Origin of the sequence: Nocardiopsis sp. NPDC058631 (genome assembly GCF_042716955.1) — a bacterium.
Taxonomy (GTDB): domain Bacteria; phylum Actinomycetota; class Actinomycetes; order Streptosporangiales; family Streptosporangiaceae; genus Nocardiopsis.
The window spans coordinates 21,230-36,330 of sequence record NZ_JBHXQY010000043.1 but is presented as its reverse complement, the minus strand read 5'-3'; the positions used below and the strand labels follow the sequence as shown (position 1 = coordinate 36,330).

Genomic DNA, 15,101 nt, shown 5'->3' with positions numbered 1-15,101 from the left:
TCTGTCATGCCGGGCCCGTGCGGGGCGCGGAGAAAACCCATGATCGGTGACACTCAGTCATGGCCCTGCTCCGGATTAGGTTCGGAGTATGAACCCCAACGACGACCGTTTTCCCTCGGCCCCGGACACGGGAGCGGTGCAAACGCCTGTGCGCGCACCGGCCCAACCGGACGTGCCCACCCCGCGTCGCCGCGGCCCGCGGCCGGTCCCGCCCGGCGTGGAGTACCACCGTGTCCTCGCCGGAGACAAGCGCCGCATCGCACGCGGCATCCTCGCCATCGTGCTCCTGGTGGCCGGGTTGTTCGCCTTCAGCATCGTTTTCTCCCAGGCCGCCGCCTTCGTCGACGCGCAGATGGGCAGGACCAATCCGGCAGCGGGCGGCACCGACTACACACCGCTCTACCACGGTGCGACCATGTTCTCGCTCGCCCTGCTCATCCCGTGGAGCATGCTCATCCAGCGGTGGCTCTACGGAGTGAAGGGCGCCTCGCTGCACTCGGTGGTGTCGCGCTTCCGATTCGACGTGTTCGGCAGGGCTCTCCTGTTCATCGGCCCCTTCTGGCTGATCGCCGTAACCGTCATGAACGTCTCGGCGCCCCCCGAGCAGACCCACTGGCCGGTCGCCGACCTGGTCGGCATGCTCGTCCTCACCCTCCTGCTCGTGCCCCTCCAAACGGCGGGCGAGGAGTACGGTCTGCGCGGACTCGTCTTCCGGGTCGCCGGGAGTTGGAACCGTGGTCCGCGCACGGCGCTGGTCGTCGGTGTCCTCGTCTCCAGCCTGGTGTTCACGACCATCCACGGCGCGGGAGACCCGTGGATCAACCTCTGGTACTTTACGCTCGCCGTCAGCCTGGCCGTCATCACCTGGCGCACCGGCGGCATCGAGACCGCGGTCGTCATCCACGCCCTGCTCAACACGCTCACCTTCCTCCTCCTCATCGCCCTGCACATCGACATCGGCGCCTCCATCGCGGACCGGTCGGCGGGCACCGGGTCGCCCATCCTGCTCGTGCCCAGCGTCACCGTTGCCGTGATCGCGGCCGTGGTGTGGCTGCGCACACGCCGGACGGGACCTGCCCTGACGACACACCCGGACCCGCACCCGGTGCGGGTCTGACGGGACAATGAGGGGCATGAGCACTTCGCCGCTGGTGGGCGCACACAGGTTCGAGATCTACGTGCGCTGGTCCACGTACCTGGCCGTCTCGCTCCCGGCCGGTACCCTCCTCAGGAGCGTGGTCGAGGCCGGCCCGCTCACGGGAACGCCCCTCGCTGCGCTGGTCGCAGCGGGGGTGCTGTCCCTCGCCCTGGTCACAGGGAACATCCTCGTCACCAACTGGAGCGTCGACGCCGTCGTCGGGCGCGCGCGGCGGCTCCGCACCGGTGGTGCCATCGCGTGGCTGCTGGTTCTCGTGGGCCTCGTCGCCGTGACCTTCGTGCTCCCCCTTCCCGCGATGGGGCTGACGGTCGCGGCGGCGATCGGTTCGGTCGCCGCGAGCCTGGTGCCCGTCCTCAACGCGCGCCGGACGCTGCTGCTCAACGCGGCGGTCCTCGTTCTGGCCGTCCCGCTCGTGGGCCCCGGCGACCCCGTGCTCCTGCTGGTCGGGGCGGCCCTGACCAGCGGCGTCCTGTGGGTCAGCTGGTCGAGTGCGTGGATGCTGCGGGTGCTGCTGGAGTTGCAGGCGGCCCACGAGACGCGTGCCGAGCTCGCTCTGGCCAACCAACGTCTGCGCATCTCGCGCGACCTGCACGACGTGTTCGGCCGGACCCTGGCCACGATCGCGGTCAAGAGCTCGTTGGCGTCCGAACTCGTACGCCGCGGCCGGGACGAGCAGGCCGCGGCGGAGATCACCGAGGTTCGCAGGCTCGCCGAAGAGGCGGGAACCGAGGTCCGCCATGTCGTGCGCGGTGAGCTCCGCACGACCTGGGACGGCGAGATCTCGGGTGCGCGGTCACTGCTGGCCTCCGCCGGAATCCGCTTCACGGTGACCGGCGACCCCGTGCCCGAGCGGTGCGGGCAGGCTCTGGCGTGGGTCGTGCGCGAGGGCGTCACGAACCTGCTGCGCCACTCGTCGGCCACGCGGGTCACGCTCGCGACCGCGAACGAGGACGCAGAGGTGCTCCTGACGATCGCCAACGACGGGGCCGGTTCTGCGGGCTCGGCCCAGGCCGGTGCGGGCACGGGGCTGCGCTCGATGTCCGAGCGGATCGGCGCGCTCGGCGGACGCCTCAGCACGCGCCGTGACGGAGACTGGTTCCTGCTCGACGCCACGATCCCGCTCATGGAAGAAGAGATCGCATGACCCGCATCCTCGTCGCCGACGACGAACACCTCATCCGTGACGCCATCGCCGGCCTGCTCGACCTGGAGGACGACTTCGAGGTCGTGGGCCGGGCGGCGTCCGGTGACGAGGCGCTGGCGACGGCCCTGCGGGTCCGCCCCGACGTGGCCCTGCTCGACCTGCAGCTGCCCGGACCCGACGGCATCGAGGTGGCCCGGCGGCTCGCGACCGAACTGCCGGACTGCCGCTGCGTCATCGTGACCTCGCACGGTCGGCCCGGCTACCTGAAGTCGGCCCTGGCCGCGGGCGTGCGCGGTTTCCTGCCCAAGACCGTCTCCTCCCGCACCTTCGCCCAGGTCGTGCGCAAGGTCGCGAGTGGAGGCAGGTACGTGGACCCCGAACTCGCGGCCGAGGCGATCAGCGCGGGCGACTCCCCGCTCAGCCCGCGCGAGACCGACATCCTGGTCCTGGCACGCGACGGTGCGCCCGTCGAGGAGATCGCCCGGCGCGTCTCGCTCTCCCGGGGAACCGTGCGCAACCACCTCGCGGCCGCCATCGCCAAGCTCGACGCCGCCAACCGGCACGAGGCCGCGCGCATCGCCGCCGAGCACGGCTGGATCTGAGCGGCATCGTCCCCCGGGCGGGTTCGCGGGGCCTCGTGGAAGGATCTTTCGTACGCCTCGCCGTCCCGGCCCCCGTCCCCGTCCGAGGACGGACCGACCACCTCGGCCGGAAACGGGTCACCGGTCGTCAGCGTCGGGGTTCCCAGCGAAAGACCCGGGCGGCCAGGGTGACGGCGACGACGACCCAGGCCAGGGTCGGGGCCAGCAGCAACAGGGAGTCGGCGACCGGGACGCCGCCGTTCCAGGCGTTGACGACCAGCTCCGAGGCCGCCCCTCCGGGGAGCAGCCGCTTGAGCACGGCGAGCTCCTCGGTACCGGTGAAACCCACCCAGCCGGACACGGCGAGCACACCGATGAGGATCGGCAGCGTGGTCACCTGGGCGTGCTCGGGTGAGTTGGTCACCCCGGCCGTGGCCAGCGCCAGGCCGAGCATCATGACCACCGTCGCCAGGACGGCCGCGGCCACGAGGAGAAGGTCGGACGGCGGGTCGGCGACCACGGACAGCACGGTCAGGACCACACCCACCTGGAGGAGTGTGATGGCGGTGACCGGGAGCATCAGCCCGGAGAGGATACGGGTGTCGTCCGCCGCCGTGGAACGCAGCCGCTTGAGGAAGAGGTTCTGGCGGCGGGAGGCGAGCGTCGTCACAGCGGTGGTGTAGAGCCCCATCGTCACGACGAGGAACACCAGCACCGCGGCGACGGCACCGAGGTCGAGGGCCGGAATGCGGTCGTGCAGGTACATGTAGAACGCGCTGGACGCCGCGGGCATCACCAGCATGGTGACCAGCACCAGCCGGTTCCGGAAGATCTGGATCAGCTCACTGTGAGCGATCGCGAGCATGGCGAAGGTTCTTTCTGCAAGGCCCGGGGTGGGCGGTGATCGGGCTGAACGGGTACGGGGACCGGGACGGACGGGCGGGGAGGGGCGAAACAAACAGGATGGTCGGAGTGGTCTACTCGCTGCCGATGGAGCGGAAGACGTCGTCGAGCCGGGTCGGGCCGGCCTGGAGGTCCCGCAGCTCCACCGCGTGGTCCCGCGCCCAGTCCAGGAGGGTGTGCAGGTCCTTCTGCAGGCCGGACGTCTCAAGGAGGAACGTCCCGTCGCTCTCACGCGAGGCCGGCAGTGGCAGCGCCGGCGCGGAGGGCGAAAGGGCGAAGCGGACCGTGGAGGGCAGCGCCCCCGTGAGTTCGGAGACGGTCCCCTCCTGGTGGAAGGTGCCCTGGTGCATGAGCCCGATGCGGTCGGCGCGCTGCTGGGCCTCCTCCAGGTAATGCGTGGTCAGGACGATGGTGGAGCCGTCCTCGCGCAGCCGGTCCACGGCCTCCCACAGGTCGTCCCGGGACTGGATGTCCAGACCGGTGGTGGGCTCGTCCAGGAAGATCAGCTCCGGCGCGCCGTACACGGCCGTCGCGAAGTCCAGCCGCCGCTTCTCGCCGCCGGAGAGCTGGGACACCTTGGTGCCGGCCTTATTGGTCAGGTCGACGACGTCGAGCAGGCGCTCGACCCGGTCCGTGCGCCGGGTGAGCTTCCCGATCAGCCGGATCGACTCCCTCACCGTCAGATCGGGGGAGAAACCGCTCTCCTGCAACATGATCCCCGTCCGGGGCCGCACGGCCCGGCGGTCGCGTGGGTCCTGACCGAAGACCCGCACGGTGCCGGAGGTGGCGGCCCGGTGGCCCTCGACGGTCTCCAGGGTCGAGGTCTTGCCCGCCCCGTTGGTGCCGAGCAGGGCGTAGAACTCCCCGCGCCGCACCTGGAAGGACAGGTCCTTCACGGCGTGGAAGTCGCCGTACTTGACGTTGAGGTGTTCGACGTCGATGACTGGTGTAGAGGACATGCGTCCATTCCAGCCGCCGGCGCCCGGCTTGGGCAGTGCGCTCACGTCACTGCTCGCCCATGACGTTTCTCCGGGTGAAGGCATGACGTGATGTCACTGTCGGTGCCCGGGGAACGGAAGAATACTGGGCAGACTCCGCTGTTCGACCCTGAAGGGCCCACATGACGTCCGAGCACGCCGACACGACGCAGGGACAGCTGCGCGCGCTCAATCTCAACATCGTGTTAGCGTCGCTCTCCGCCATCGGGGCGCTGCTGCTCTCGATCCATGCCGAGACCCTGGGGCAGGCCGTTGTCCTGGGGCTCGGTGTGGCGGCGGCCATGCTGGCCGCCCGGGCGTGGACCGGGGAGGGCCTCTCCCGTGTCGCGCTCCCCTGCCTGGTCGTCGCCGCGGCCGTCTGGCTTCTCGGGGTGCTGGTGCTGGACAACACGTCCGCGTCCTTCGGCCTCTCCGTCGTGGGCACCATCGTCGTCTTCCAGCTGCCGCGCGACCGCAGACGCGCGGCCGCCCTGGCGCTGGTCGCGTTCGCCGTCGCGGTGGTCGCGGTCCGGCTGATGATGTCACCCGGGGACGTACTCGGCGTTCTTGCCGACTACGCGGTCGGCTCCACCAGCGTCGCCCTGGTGGGGATCGTTCTCGCGTTCCTCAACCACCTGGTCTCAGGCCTCATCAAGGAGCTGGAGGAGGCACGCGAACGCGAGGCGGAACTGGTCGTCGCCCGGGAACGCATGCGCTTCGCCAGCGACCTGCACGACATCCAGGGCCACACCCTCCATGTGGTGAAGCTCAAGACCGCCCTGGCCCGGAAACTGGTACGCACCGACACCGACCGGGCGGAGGAGGAGCTCCGCGAGATCCACACCCTGGTCGGCGACACCATCACCCAGACCAAGGCGCTCGCCTACGCCCAGCGGCGGCTCAACCTGTCGGCGGAGCTGGAGAACGCCAAGAACCTCTTCGAGGCCGCGGGCATCCGCGTACGTGTCGACCCCGAGGCCGAGGTCGACCCGCGCGCGGGCGAGCTGCTCGGCCAGGTCCTGCGGGAGACGACCACCAACATCCTGCGGCACGCACAGGCCGCCCAGGTGCGGATCACCCTCTCCAGGGCGGGCATCACCATCGTCAACGACGGAGCCGGGGAGGCCCCGCTTCCCGACCTCAGAGGGCTCGCCACCCTCAGGGAACGGCTGGCGGACAACAGCGGCGAACTGACGGTGGAACAGAGGGACGGGTGGTTCCTGACGGCCGCGGCATTCCCGCGCCTGCGTTCCGACACCGCCCCGTGAGAACTCGGAGGAGGAGGCGCTGTGGGTGGGGGAGCGGACCCGCCCCACCCACAGCGCCCGGGAGACGACGCCCCGCGACGCCGTCGCGAGGGGCGGCGGCTCACGGCGGGGGGATCTCCCCGGAGCCGCGCGCGATCAGGGACGTGGGAACCCGGAACTCGCGGGGCGGGGCGTCGTCCCCGGCGATGCGCTCGAACAGGCGCTGTACGGCCAGGGTGCCGATCCGCATGACGTCCTGGGCCACCACGGTCACCTTCGGCGCCATCAGGTCGGCCATGGGAAAGTCGTCGAATCCCACCACGGCGACGCGTTCGTGCAGCCCCCGCGCCTGGAGGGTCTGGATGGCGCCGATCGTGACCAGGTTCTGGGCGGTGAACAGCGCGGTGGGAGGGTGGTCGGCGTCCAACAGCGCGGCAACCGCGCGCGCGGCCGACTGCGGGTCGGGCAGGTCCAAGGCGATCCGCCCCGGACGCTCCGGCAGGCCGCGTTCGGCCAGAGCGGCCCGGTACCCCTGGACCCGCTCGTCCACCGTGCTGATGACGTGCTCGTCCCCCAGGAACGCGATCTCGGTGTGGCCGTGGTCGGCCAGGTGCAGCACCGCCTCGCGGGCCCCCTCGGCGTTGGAGCACAGCACCGCGTCGGCGGCGAGCCCGCGCGGGGGGCGGTCCACGAACACCACCGGCGTGCCGGTCCGGATCTCCCGGTGCAGGTAGCCGTGGTCGGGCGCGGCCGGGACGATGATGATCCCGTCCACCCGGTGCAGAATGGCCGCGCGCACCAGTTCGAGCTCCCGCTGGGGGTCCTCGTCCAGGCTGCCCGCGAACACGAGGGTGTCGTGCTCGCGCGCCACGTTCTCGACCGCTCGGCTGAGCGTTGCGGAGAAGGGGTTGGCGACGTCCTCCAGCAGCAGGGCGATCTGGCGGGTGGCCCCGTCGGTGCGCCTCAGGCTGCTCGCGGCCAGGTTCGGCTGGAAGTCCAGCTGGGCGATGGCCTTGGAGACGCGTTCGCGGAGCTCGTCCGAGACGGTGGACACCCCGTTGATCACCCGGGAGACCGTCTTGATGCTCACCCCGGACAGGGCGGCGACGTCGCGCATCGTGGCACGCCGAAGAGGCTCTCCCGACCTGCCCTGCGTGCTGTGGTCCATCGACACGTGAGTCGAACCCCGGTTCTCTCCCTGACACTGTGGCCGTGCCCCGACCCGCGGCAGGGGCGGTGCGCGTGGGCGCACCACCCCGGGGCGTTCATCGTCGCTGTGGCGCGAGGGGGGACGGTCTCATTGTGCCCCACTGTCCGGTCCGGGTGACAGCGGACGGACGCTGACGTGCTCGGCCAGGCTGTCCGCGCCCTCGGTGTACAGGGAGATCCCCGTGGCGGAGGGGTCGGGGAAGACGAGGTGGGTGAGGGTGGTCCGGCCCCCGGCGGCGAACACCTCCACCGAGGAGGTGTCCACGACCACCCGCAGGTGCAGGGTCCCGCCCCTCAGGGGGGCGGGCGCGGTGCTACGGCCGGGGAAGTCCGGGTGGAAGCCGGTGTGACCGGAGGCGGTGCGGTCCACGAACAGCTCCTGGGCGCGGGTGTCGTAGCCGATCACGGTGGACTGGTCCTGGTTCTGGTGGACGCGCAGTCCCATGCCGTCGGCTTCCCCGGGGCGCAGGGTGAGCTCCACCTGGTAGGCCTGGCCGGGGGCGGCGGAGTGCAGGTCCACGCCGTGCGGCTCGACGGTGATCTCCGGGTGGGCCAGGACGGGCTCCCCGACGATCGAATCGAACTGGTCGACCGGCTGCTGGACCAGTTGGGGGCGTCCGTCGACGGTCTCCAGGGAGAGCTGGCGGGGCAGGGCCATGGCGCCGCGCCAGGGGGCGGTGGGCGTGGCCTCGGCGTACTGCCAGTTGTTCATCCACGCCATGGTGACGCGGGCGTCGTCGGGGGTGTCGTTGAAGGAGACGGCGGCGTAGTGGTCGCGGCCCCAGTCGAGCCAGTCGAGGTCGGCCAGGTCGTCGGAGTCCACCAGGTGCTCGGGGGTGAAGGCGGTGCCGTCGAAGTCGCCGACGAAGTACTGGGCTCCCGAACCGCCCGCGACCGCGCCGGGGTTGAGGTTGACGACCATGACCCAGCGGGTGTCGCCGGGGTCGCCGTCCACGGGCAGCTCGAACAGGTCGGGGACCTCCCAGATGCCGTCGACGGCGTGGGCGGGCCCGAAGTCGCTGAGGAAGTCCCAGCTGAGGAGGTCGTCGGAGCGGTACAGCTTGACCACGCGGTCGGTGGCCACCACCGCGGCCATCACCCAGTAGCCGCCCTCCTCGTACCAGAACACCTTCGGGTCGCGGAAGTTCGCGTTGTCGATGTCCAGGACGGGGTTGCCCTCGTAGCGTTCCCAGGTGTAGCCGCCGTCGAGGCTGTAGGCCAGGGACTGCGCCTGGATGCCGGGACGGCCGGAGGCGTCGGTGTAGGCGCTGGTGTAGGCGGCGACCAGCGGTGGGTCCTCGGCGGTACCCAGCCCGCTGGTGTTGTGCTCGTCGAAGACGACGCCACCCGAGAAGATGTGCTCGGAGTCGGTGTAGGGGATGGCCGGCGGCTGCTCCTCCCAGTGCACCAGGTCGGGGCTGGTGGCGTGGCCCCAGGACATGTTGCCCCAGCGGGCGCCCTCGGGGTTGTACTGGAAGTACAGGTGGTAGAGGCCGTTGTGGTGGATGAGCCCGTTGGGGTCGTTCATCCAGTTCCGTGCCGGGGTGAAGTGCGCCTGGGGGCGGTGGGTGTGGTCCGCCTCGGCTGAGGCCGGTGCGGCGTTCGGGCCGCCGGGGGCGGCGGTCAGCGCGGTCACCGCGGCGAGGGCGGTCACCGCGGCGGCGGTGAGCGGGCGTCGTCGGACTGTGCGATGCGTACGTCGGTGCATGCGGGATCTCCGATCTTCGACCCCTCCGCGGTAGGTGCCCACGGCTGACACCGCCCTGGCGGAGCCTGTGGACGGAGTGGTGCCGTCCCGCCGTGTGGTGAGGCCGGTGGGTGGTGGGGGTGTCCCAGGGGTCGGTGTCGTGGCTCACCCTTCCCTGCTGAGTCAACGTTGTCAACGGGGTCTTCCGTGTCGATTCACAGCGCTGATCTCACTCGATCGTTGGGCTTGACATTTCCAACATGTCTCGCGGAAACTTTCGGGACATCGTTGTCTTTGGTGACTGCGGTCACCCGAACCCCGCCCACGCCCCCGCCCTGTCCCGCTCCGACGGGTCAGTGCCGAAGGAGACCCCCTGATGACGAACACACCGTGGACGCGCCGCGCCCTGGCCGCCACCACAGGACTGGGACTGGTCGTCTCCCTGGCCGCCTGTTCCGAGGACGCCACCGGAGACGACGGGGCCCTGGTCGGCCTGATCACCAAGACCGAGACGAACCCCTTCTTCGTCAAGATGAAGGAGGGCGCCCAGGAGTCCGCCGACGAGCACGGCGTCACCCTCCAGACCTTCGCCGGCGACTACGACGGCGACAACGAGAGCCAGGTCCAGGCGGTGGAGAACCTCATGGCCGCAGGGGCCGAGGGCATCCTCATCACCCCCAACGACTCCGAGGCGATCGTGCCCGTCCTGGACCAGGCCGTCGCCGCCGGGATCATGGTCATCGCGCTGGACACCCCCACGGAGCCCGCCGACGCGGTGGACGCCACCTTCGCCACCGACAACTTCCTCGCCGGGGAGCTCATCGGCCAGTGGGCCGAGGCGCACTTCGAGGCCCTGGACGTGGAGCCGCGCGTGGCCATGCTCGACCTCAACCCCAACCAGATCGCGGTCGACGTCGATCGCGACCAGGGGTTCCTCCAGGGGTTGGGTGTCGACATCGCCGACCCCGAGACCATCGGGGACGAGGACGACCCCCGGATCGTCGGCCACGACGTCACCGACGGGGCGGAGGAGGGCGGGCGCACCGCCATGGAGAACCTCCTCCAGCGCGATCCCGACCTCAACCTCGTCTACACGATCAACGAACCCGCCGCGGCCGGTGCCTACGAAGCCCTCAACGCCGCCGGCAGGGCCGACGACGTGGTCATCGTCTCGGTCGACGGCGGCTGCCCCGGCGTGCAGAACGTCCAGGACGGGATCATCGGCGCGACCGCCATGCAGTTCCCGCTGGAGATGGCCTCCATGGGGGTCGAGGCGGTCGTGGAGTACGCCGACTCCGGCCAGGGCCCGGACAACACCGAGGGCCTGGACTTCGTCAACACCGGGGTCGAGCTGGTCACCGACGGGGCCGTCGACGGGCTGGAGTCCAGGGACAGCGCGTGGGGCCTGGAGAACTGCTGGGGCTGACCCGGCCAGGAAACCGCGACGACGAAGGAAGACCCGAAGTGACCACATCGAACTCCCCGCGGGTGAGCCCCGAACCGCCTCCGGTGGTGACGCTCGCCGACGACGTCCGACCGCCCACACTCGCGGACCACGTCCAGCGGCTGCTGCACGCCCAGGCCACGCTCGGACCGGCAGCCGTCCTGCTGATCACCGTGGCCGCGTTCGCGCTGATCGCCCCCAACTTCCTCCAGGCCTCGAACATCTCGCTGATCCTCCAGCAGACCGCCGTCATCGGCACACTGGCCCTCGGCCAGACCCTCATCATCCTCACCGCGGGCATCGACCTGTCGGTGGGCTCGATCATGGTGCTGTGCTCCATCATCATGGGCCGGCTCTCCGCCGACCTGGGCTTCTCCGGCCCGATGGCGCTGTTGGCGGGCCTGGCCTGCGGTACGGCGTGCGGCCTGTTCAACGGGTTCCTGGTGACGAGGGTGAAGCTGCCCCCGTTCATCGTCACCCTGGGATCGCTCAACATCTTCTTCGCGCTCAACCTGTGGATCTCCCGGAGCGAGACCATCCGCGGTGCGGAGATGTCGGAACTGCTGCTGTGGACCGGTCAGGTCCTCACGGTCGGCGGGGCGCGCATCACCTACGGGTCGCTCCTCATGCTGGCGATCGTGGCGGTGCTGGCCTACGCGCTGCACCGCACCCGCTGGGGGCGGCACGTGTACGCCACCGGTGATGACAGGGAGGCCGCGCGCCTCGCCGGGATCCGGGTGAACCGGGTCCTGCTGAGCGTGTACGCGACCGCAGGGCTCGTGTACGCGGTGGGCGCGTGGATCCTCATCGGCCGTATCGCCTCGGCCAGCCCCCAGGCCGGAACGATGGACAACCTCGACAGCATCACCGCCGTCGTGCTCGGCGGCACCAGCCTGTTCGGCGGGCGCGGCATGATCGTCGGCACCATCATGGGCGCGCTCATCGTCGGGGTGTGCCGCAACGGCCTGTCCCTGGCCGGTGTGGACGTGCTGTGGCAGAACTTCGCCGTGGGTGTGCTGGTGATCCTCGCGGTGTCCCTCGACCAGTGGATCAGGAAGGCACGACGATGAACCGGATGACAGAGGAGCCCGCCGTGCCCGCGTCCGCCCCCTCCGGGAACACCGCCCCCGACACCACCGCACCGGGACCGGCCGGTCGCCCGGACACACCGATCCTCCAGGCGCGCGGCCTGGTCAAGCGCTACGGGCGGGTGACCGCCCTCGCGGGCGCCGACCTGGAGCTGTATCCGGGCGAGATCCTCGCGGTGATCGGCGACAACGGAGCCGGCAAGTCCAGCCTGATCAAGGCCCTGGCCGGGGCGGTCGTCCCGGACGAGGGGGAGATCCTGGTGGAGGGGCGGCCCGTGCGCCTGCACTCGCCGATCGCGGCCCGCGCGGCGGGTATCGAGACGGTGCACCAGAGCCTGGCGGTCTCCCCGTCCCTGGACATCGCCACCAACCTGTTCCTGGGGCGTGAGCTGCGCCGCCCGGGGATCCTGGGGTCGGTGTTTCGCATGCTGGACCACCGGAGGATGCGCGACGAGGCACGCCGTCACCTGGACGACCTGGGCATCATGACCATCCAGAACCCGGGGCAGGCGGTGGAGACGCTCTCGGGCGGCCAGCGCCAGGCGGTCGCGGTGGCGCGGGCCGCGGCGTTCGGGAACAAGGTCGTGATCATGGACGAACCGACCGCGGCGCTCGGCGTGCGCGAGTCCCGGGCCGTCCTGGACCTGATCCTGCGGGTCCGGGAGAGCGGACTCCCGGTGATCCTGATCAGCCACAACATGCCGCACGTGTTCGAGATCGCCGACCGGGTGCACGTCCAGAGGCTCGGTCGGCGCGTCGCGGTCCTGGACCCCGCCGGGTGCAGCATGGCCGACGCGGTCGCTGTCATGACCGGGGCCGTGGACCCCGCCGACCTGCCCGAGGAGGCGCTCGCACCGGGAGGCGCACGGTGAACGCGGTCCGAGGTGTCGGGCCGCCCCTTCCGCCCGGTGGCCGGGTGCGGTGGGGAACACCCGGTGGGTCGGGGGTGTTCGCGGCGTTGTGGGCCCCGGTGGTCGCAGTGGTGACCGGGCGGGGCCATCATGGAAGACGCACGGGACCCCGAGGGGCCTGTAGTTCGCCCGACGGCTGAAACGAGGATCGAGCAAGTGCTGCGCACCCTGATCAACGGCAAGATCCACCGCGCCACGGTCACCCAGGCCGACCTGCACTACGTGGGGTCCGTCACGATCGACGCCGATCTGATGGAGGCCGCCGACATCGTCGAGGGGGAACAGGTCCACATCGTCGACATCGACAACGGTGCCCGGCTGGTGACCTACGCCCTGGTGGGTGAGCGCGGTAGCGGTGTGATCGGTATCAACGGTGCCGCCGCGCGCCTGGTGAGCCCGGGCGACCTCGTCATCATCATCGGGTATGCCCAGGTCGACGAGGTGGAGCGGGCCGGGCACGTGCAGCACATCGTGCACGTGGACCGCGACAACAGGATCGTTGCTCTGGGCAACGATGCGGCGGAGCCGGTTCCCGGTGACACGGGGCTGGTCGCGGGGCGCTGACCGGCCCCGGTCCGCACGGGGTGGGCGCCCGTGCCCGCGCCCACGGCGCCGGCACGGTATCGAGAGCTTCCCGGCTTGCCTCCCGCCCTGCTTCCGCGGTGGCCCGCTGCCGGTGGTTCGGACCGAGCCGTCCGCTCAGGGGCAGTCGAACCAGTGGCCGACGGGGCGTTCGGGACACGACCAGCACTCGAAGACGTACACGCCACCGGAGTCTCCCAGCATCAGACCGGCGGGATTTTGCGCCGCGCGGCCCTGCTCGGAACACCACGGCTCCCCGCCGTCGACCGTCGGCCGGTCCTCGACCGGGAGCCAGCTGCGCCAGGACGCCCCGTCGTACTCCCAGCTGGCAACCGTGAGGAGGTGGTCCATGCGCTGCTCGCACCAACCGCACTCCGGCCACACCGGTTCCTGTGTCCAGCCCGGATACCCTCCCAGCTTGATCCCGGGGGCCTGGGCCAGGTGGTACTGGTAGTGCCAGCCCGTCTCCTGTTCCAGCTGGTCGAAACGCCCGCCCAGTGCGTCGAAGAGCTCCTCGGGCAGGTCCTGGCCGGGGTACTCGGTCACCTGCTCGGGATGGACCGCGCAGGGGTGGGGAACGTAGGCCGCTGGAGCTTCGGCGTGCGGTGGGGGCGTCGCTTCGACGGCGTCCACCGCACGCGCACTGCGCCAGTACACCCGCGGCAGCGGACAGCGGACCTCATCGTGGTCGTAGGGGCACCACAGCACCTGCAGAAGGTCGCACCCCTGCGGGAACGGAATGCCGGGAGCGTCCCCGCTGTGGACCTGTACGACGGGTACGAGACGGACCTCCCCTTCGTAGGGCGTGTTGCCGTTCCTCTCGTAGTGCTCTCCGTCGCAGACGGGCCAGGGCTCGTCGGCCGGCCACAGGAGCGGCCCTCCCACGGAGCTGTCCTCGCGCGAGGGCCGGCCCGCACGCGGGTGGAGCCGTACCGCCTCCCTGCGCAGGGGACGCAGCTCGGGAAAGAGCGTCTCCACGTCCACCGGGCGGGGTGGGGTGCGGCGAGTCATCGGGGCGCTCCTGTGTCGGCCTTGCAGGACACCGGGACTGTACGGCCCCTGTCCGACAACCGGTGGCCCGGTGCCGTATGGGAGACGGTGGCGCACACCACGCCGTGCGCGGCCCCGCCCGCCTGCACCACCCCGTTCCCACCGGAGGGCGGGGAGCAGAGGGTGGTCAACCGGTAGTGCCCGGCCCGGCCAGGGCACGGGACCGCACTCAGGCGCCGAGCCAGGTGTGCAGACGGTTCGCGAGCCACGCGGGGCTCTGCAGGGGGATGCCGTGCCCGCATCCTTGGACGATCTCCAACGTGCTGTGGGGGAGAGCCCCGTGCAGCGACCTCGCCGACTTCTTCACGAGCGCGCGTTCCTCGGCCCCGGCCAGAAGGAGGGCCCCACCGGTGAAGTCCGACCACCCCGCAGGCACGGTGAAGCGGATGTTCTCGCCGACGGCCGCGAGCAGGGTGGGTCTGGACACGGTCGAGGAGGTGCGGAGGTAGTCGTCGAGGAGTTCGTGCGGGACGAAGAGCTCCTTCGCCTGCAGCCTGGCGAACCACGCGTACTTGGCCAGACCGGCGGTCGCGCCGAGCAGGGCCAGGGTCGGGCCGGGCGCCGCCGAGGGGCTGGCCTGTGCGCTGATGGGGGCGACCCGGTCGACGAGGTCCGGTCGACGGGCGGCGAGCAGGACCGCCAGTTGCGCGCCGAGTGAGAATCCGACGACCGCGACGGGTGCCGTCGCCTCCTTCTGGAGTAGCGACTCCAGTGCGGCGACCGTCTCATCGTGCGACCGGTAGGGTTCGTCGGCGCTGTGGTCATGACCGGGAAGATCCGGCACGATGAGCCGGAGCCCCGCGTCCAGGTGCGCCCGCACCGGCTCCCACATCCACCCGGCGACGCCGCCGCCGTGCAGGAGCAGCACGGGCCGGTCGTTCTCGCGGCCGAAGGTCTTCACATACACGTTGGTCACCATTCGCAGTGGGCCGGAAGGTCGGGTGCAGGTACTGATCAGCGGGGTCCGAGGGCCGCGGCCCTTGTGACGAGGGCCCTGACGGCGTGCCGGAGCCGTTCGGGGCCCGGTCCGACCAGTCTCGCAGCCGACAGCAGGCCCACCGTCGGGTTCGCACCAGGGCGAGGTGCTCGGCAGCCGGTCGGAGCGCCCCTCCACCAGCC

The 15,101-nt window shown here is 70.9% G+C and carries 14 protein-coding genes; 8 read left to right on the top strand and 6 right to left on the bottom strand.

Annotated features, from left to right (window positions below; genetic code table 11):
• Window positions 1–88 precede the first annotated feature (88 nt).
• From ACFWTE_RS16030 to ACFWTE_RS16020, 3 genes are read left to right on the top strand one after another with little or no spacing between them, the layout of a single operon-like run.
• Entirely contained in the window at window positions 89–1,117 is a 1,029-nt protein-coding gene (locus tag ACFWTE_RS16030; protein WP_378780184.1) for a type II CAAX prenyl endopeptidase Rce1 family protein, read from the top strand.
• Between the two features lie 16 nt (window positions 1,118–1,133).
• Window positions 1,134–2,303 (top strand): sensor histidine kinase, encoded by a 1,170-nt coding sequence (locus tag ACFWTE_RS16025; protein WP_378780183.1) that lies wholly within the window; start codon window positions 1,134–1,136, stop codon window positions 2,301–2,303.
• Window positions 2,300–2,905 carry a response regulator gene (locus ACFWTE_RS16020; protein WP_378780182.1) on the top strand — a complete coding sequence of 202 codons (606 nt, stop codon included), beginning with the start codon at window positions 2,300–2,302 and terminating at the stop codon, window positions 2,903–2,905. Before ACFWTE_RS16025 ends, ACFWTE_RS16020 begins: the two co-directional genes overlap by 4 nt.
• Window positions 2,906–3,032: 127 nt before the next feature.
• Here the strand turns inward: ACFWTE_RS16020 and ACFWTE_RS16015 are convergent, their stop codons facing one another.
• Both ACFWTE_RS16015 and ACFWTE_RS16010 read right to left on the bottom strand, forming a co-directional pair.
• Window positions 3,033–3,749 (bottom strand): ABC transporter permease, encoded by a 717-nt coding sequence (locus tag ACFWTE_RS16015; RefSeq protein ID WP_378780181.1) that lies wholly within the window; start codon window positions 3,747–3,749, stop codon window positions 3,033–3,035.
• Window positions 3,750–3,861: 112 nt separating this feature from the next.
• A complete protein-coding gene (locus ACFWTE_RS16010) occupies window positions 3,862–4,746 on the bottom strand; it encodes an ABC transporter ATP-binding protein (protein WP_378780180.1) in 885 nt (294 codons plus the stop codon).
• Between the two features lie 161 nt (window positions 4,747–4,907).
• Here ACFWTE_RS16010 and ACFWTE_RS16005 point away from each other — a divergent pair, with 161 nt between their 5' ends.
• Complete coding sequence (locus ACFWTE_RS16005; protein ID WP_378780179.1) at window positions 4,908–6,032, top strand: sensor histidine kinase; 1,125 nt, start codon at window positions 4,908–4,910, stop codon at window positions 6,030–6,032.
• A 100-nt stretch (window positions 6,033–6,132) separates the two neighbouring features.
• Here the strand turns inward: ACFWTE_RS16005 and ACFWTE_RS16000 are convergent, their stop codons facing one another.
• Window positions 6,133–7,179, bottom strand: a complete 1,047-nt coding sequence (locus tag ACFWTE_RS16000) for a LacI family DNA-binding transcriptional regulator (RefSeq protein WP_378780178.1) — start codon at window positions 7,177–7,179, stop codon at window positions 6,133–6,135.
• A gap of 129 nt (window positions 7,180–7,308) precedes the next feature.
• Window positions 7,309–8,928: a glycoside hydrolase family 32 protein gene (locus tag ACFWTE_RS15995; protein WP_378780177.1), complete on the bottom strand. Its 1,620-nt coding sequence runs from the start codon at window positions 8,926–8,928 to the stop codon at window positions 7,309–7,311.
• A gap of 355 nt (window positions 8,929–9,283) precedes the next feature.
• Here ACFWTE_RS15995 and ACFWTE_RS15990 point away from each other — a divergent pair, with 355 nt between their 5' ends.
• From ACFWTE_RS15990 to panD, 4 genes are all read left to right on the top strand, one after another.
• Window positions 9,284–10,333, top strand: coding sequence for a sugar ABC transporter substrate-binding protein (locus ACFWTE_RS15990; protein ID WP_378780176.1), 1,050 nt, complete (start codon window positions 9,284–9,286; stop codon window positions 10,331–10,333).
• A gap of 38 nt (window positions 10,334–10,371) precedes the next feature.
• On the top strand, window positions 10,372–11,421 hold the full coding sequence (locus tag ACFWTE_RS15985) for an ABC transporter permease (protein ID WP_378780175.1): 1,050 nt from the start codon (window positions 10,372–10,374) through the stop codon (window positions 11,419–11,421).
• Window positions 11,418–12,311 carry an ATP-binding cassette domain-containing protein gene (locus ACFWTE_RS15980; RefSeq protein WP_378780174.1) on the top strand — a complete coding sequence of 298 codons (894 nt, stop codon included), beginning with the start codon at window positions 11,418–11,420 and terminating at the stop codon, window positions 12,309–12,311. Before ACFWTE_RS15985 ends, ACFWTE_RS15980 begins: the two co-directional genes overlap by 4 nt.
• Before the next feature lie 195 nt (window positions 12,312–12,506).
• Window positions 12,507–12,914 carry an aspartate 1-decarboxylase gene (gene panD, locus ACFWTE_RS15975; protein ID WP_378778674.1) on the top strand — a complete coding sequence of 136 codons (408 nt, stop codon included), beginning with the start codon at window positions 12,507–12,509 and terminating at the stop codon, window positions 12,912–12,914.
• 135 nt (window positions 12,915–13,049) lie between these two features.
• Here the strand turns inward: panD and ACFWTE_RS15970 are convergent, their stop codons facing one another.
• Both ACFWTE_RS15970 and ACFWTE_RS15965 read right to left on the bottom strand, forming a co-directional pair.
• Window positions 13,050–13,943, bottom strand: coding sequence for a DUF1963 domain-containing protein (locus ACFWTE_RS15970; protein WP_378780173.1), 894 nt, complete (start codon window positions 13,941–13,943; stop codon window positions 13,050–13,052).
• Window positions 13,944–14,151: 208 nt separating this feature from the next.
• The gene (locus ACFWTE_RS15965; protein WP_378780172.1) at window positions 14,152–14,898 is read right to left on the bottom strand and encodes an alpha/beta fold hydrolase; all 747 of its coding nucleotides are present in this window, start codon (window positions 14,896–14,898) and stop codon (window positions 14,152–14,154) included.
• Between the last annotated feature and the right edge of the window lie 203 nt (window positions 14,899–15,101).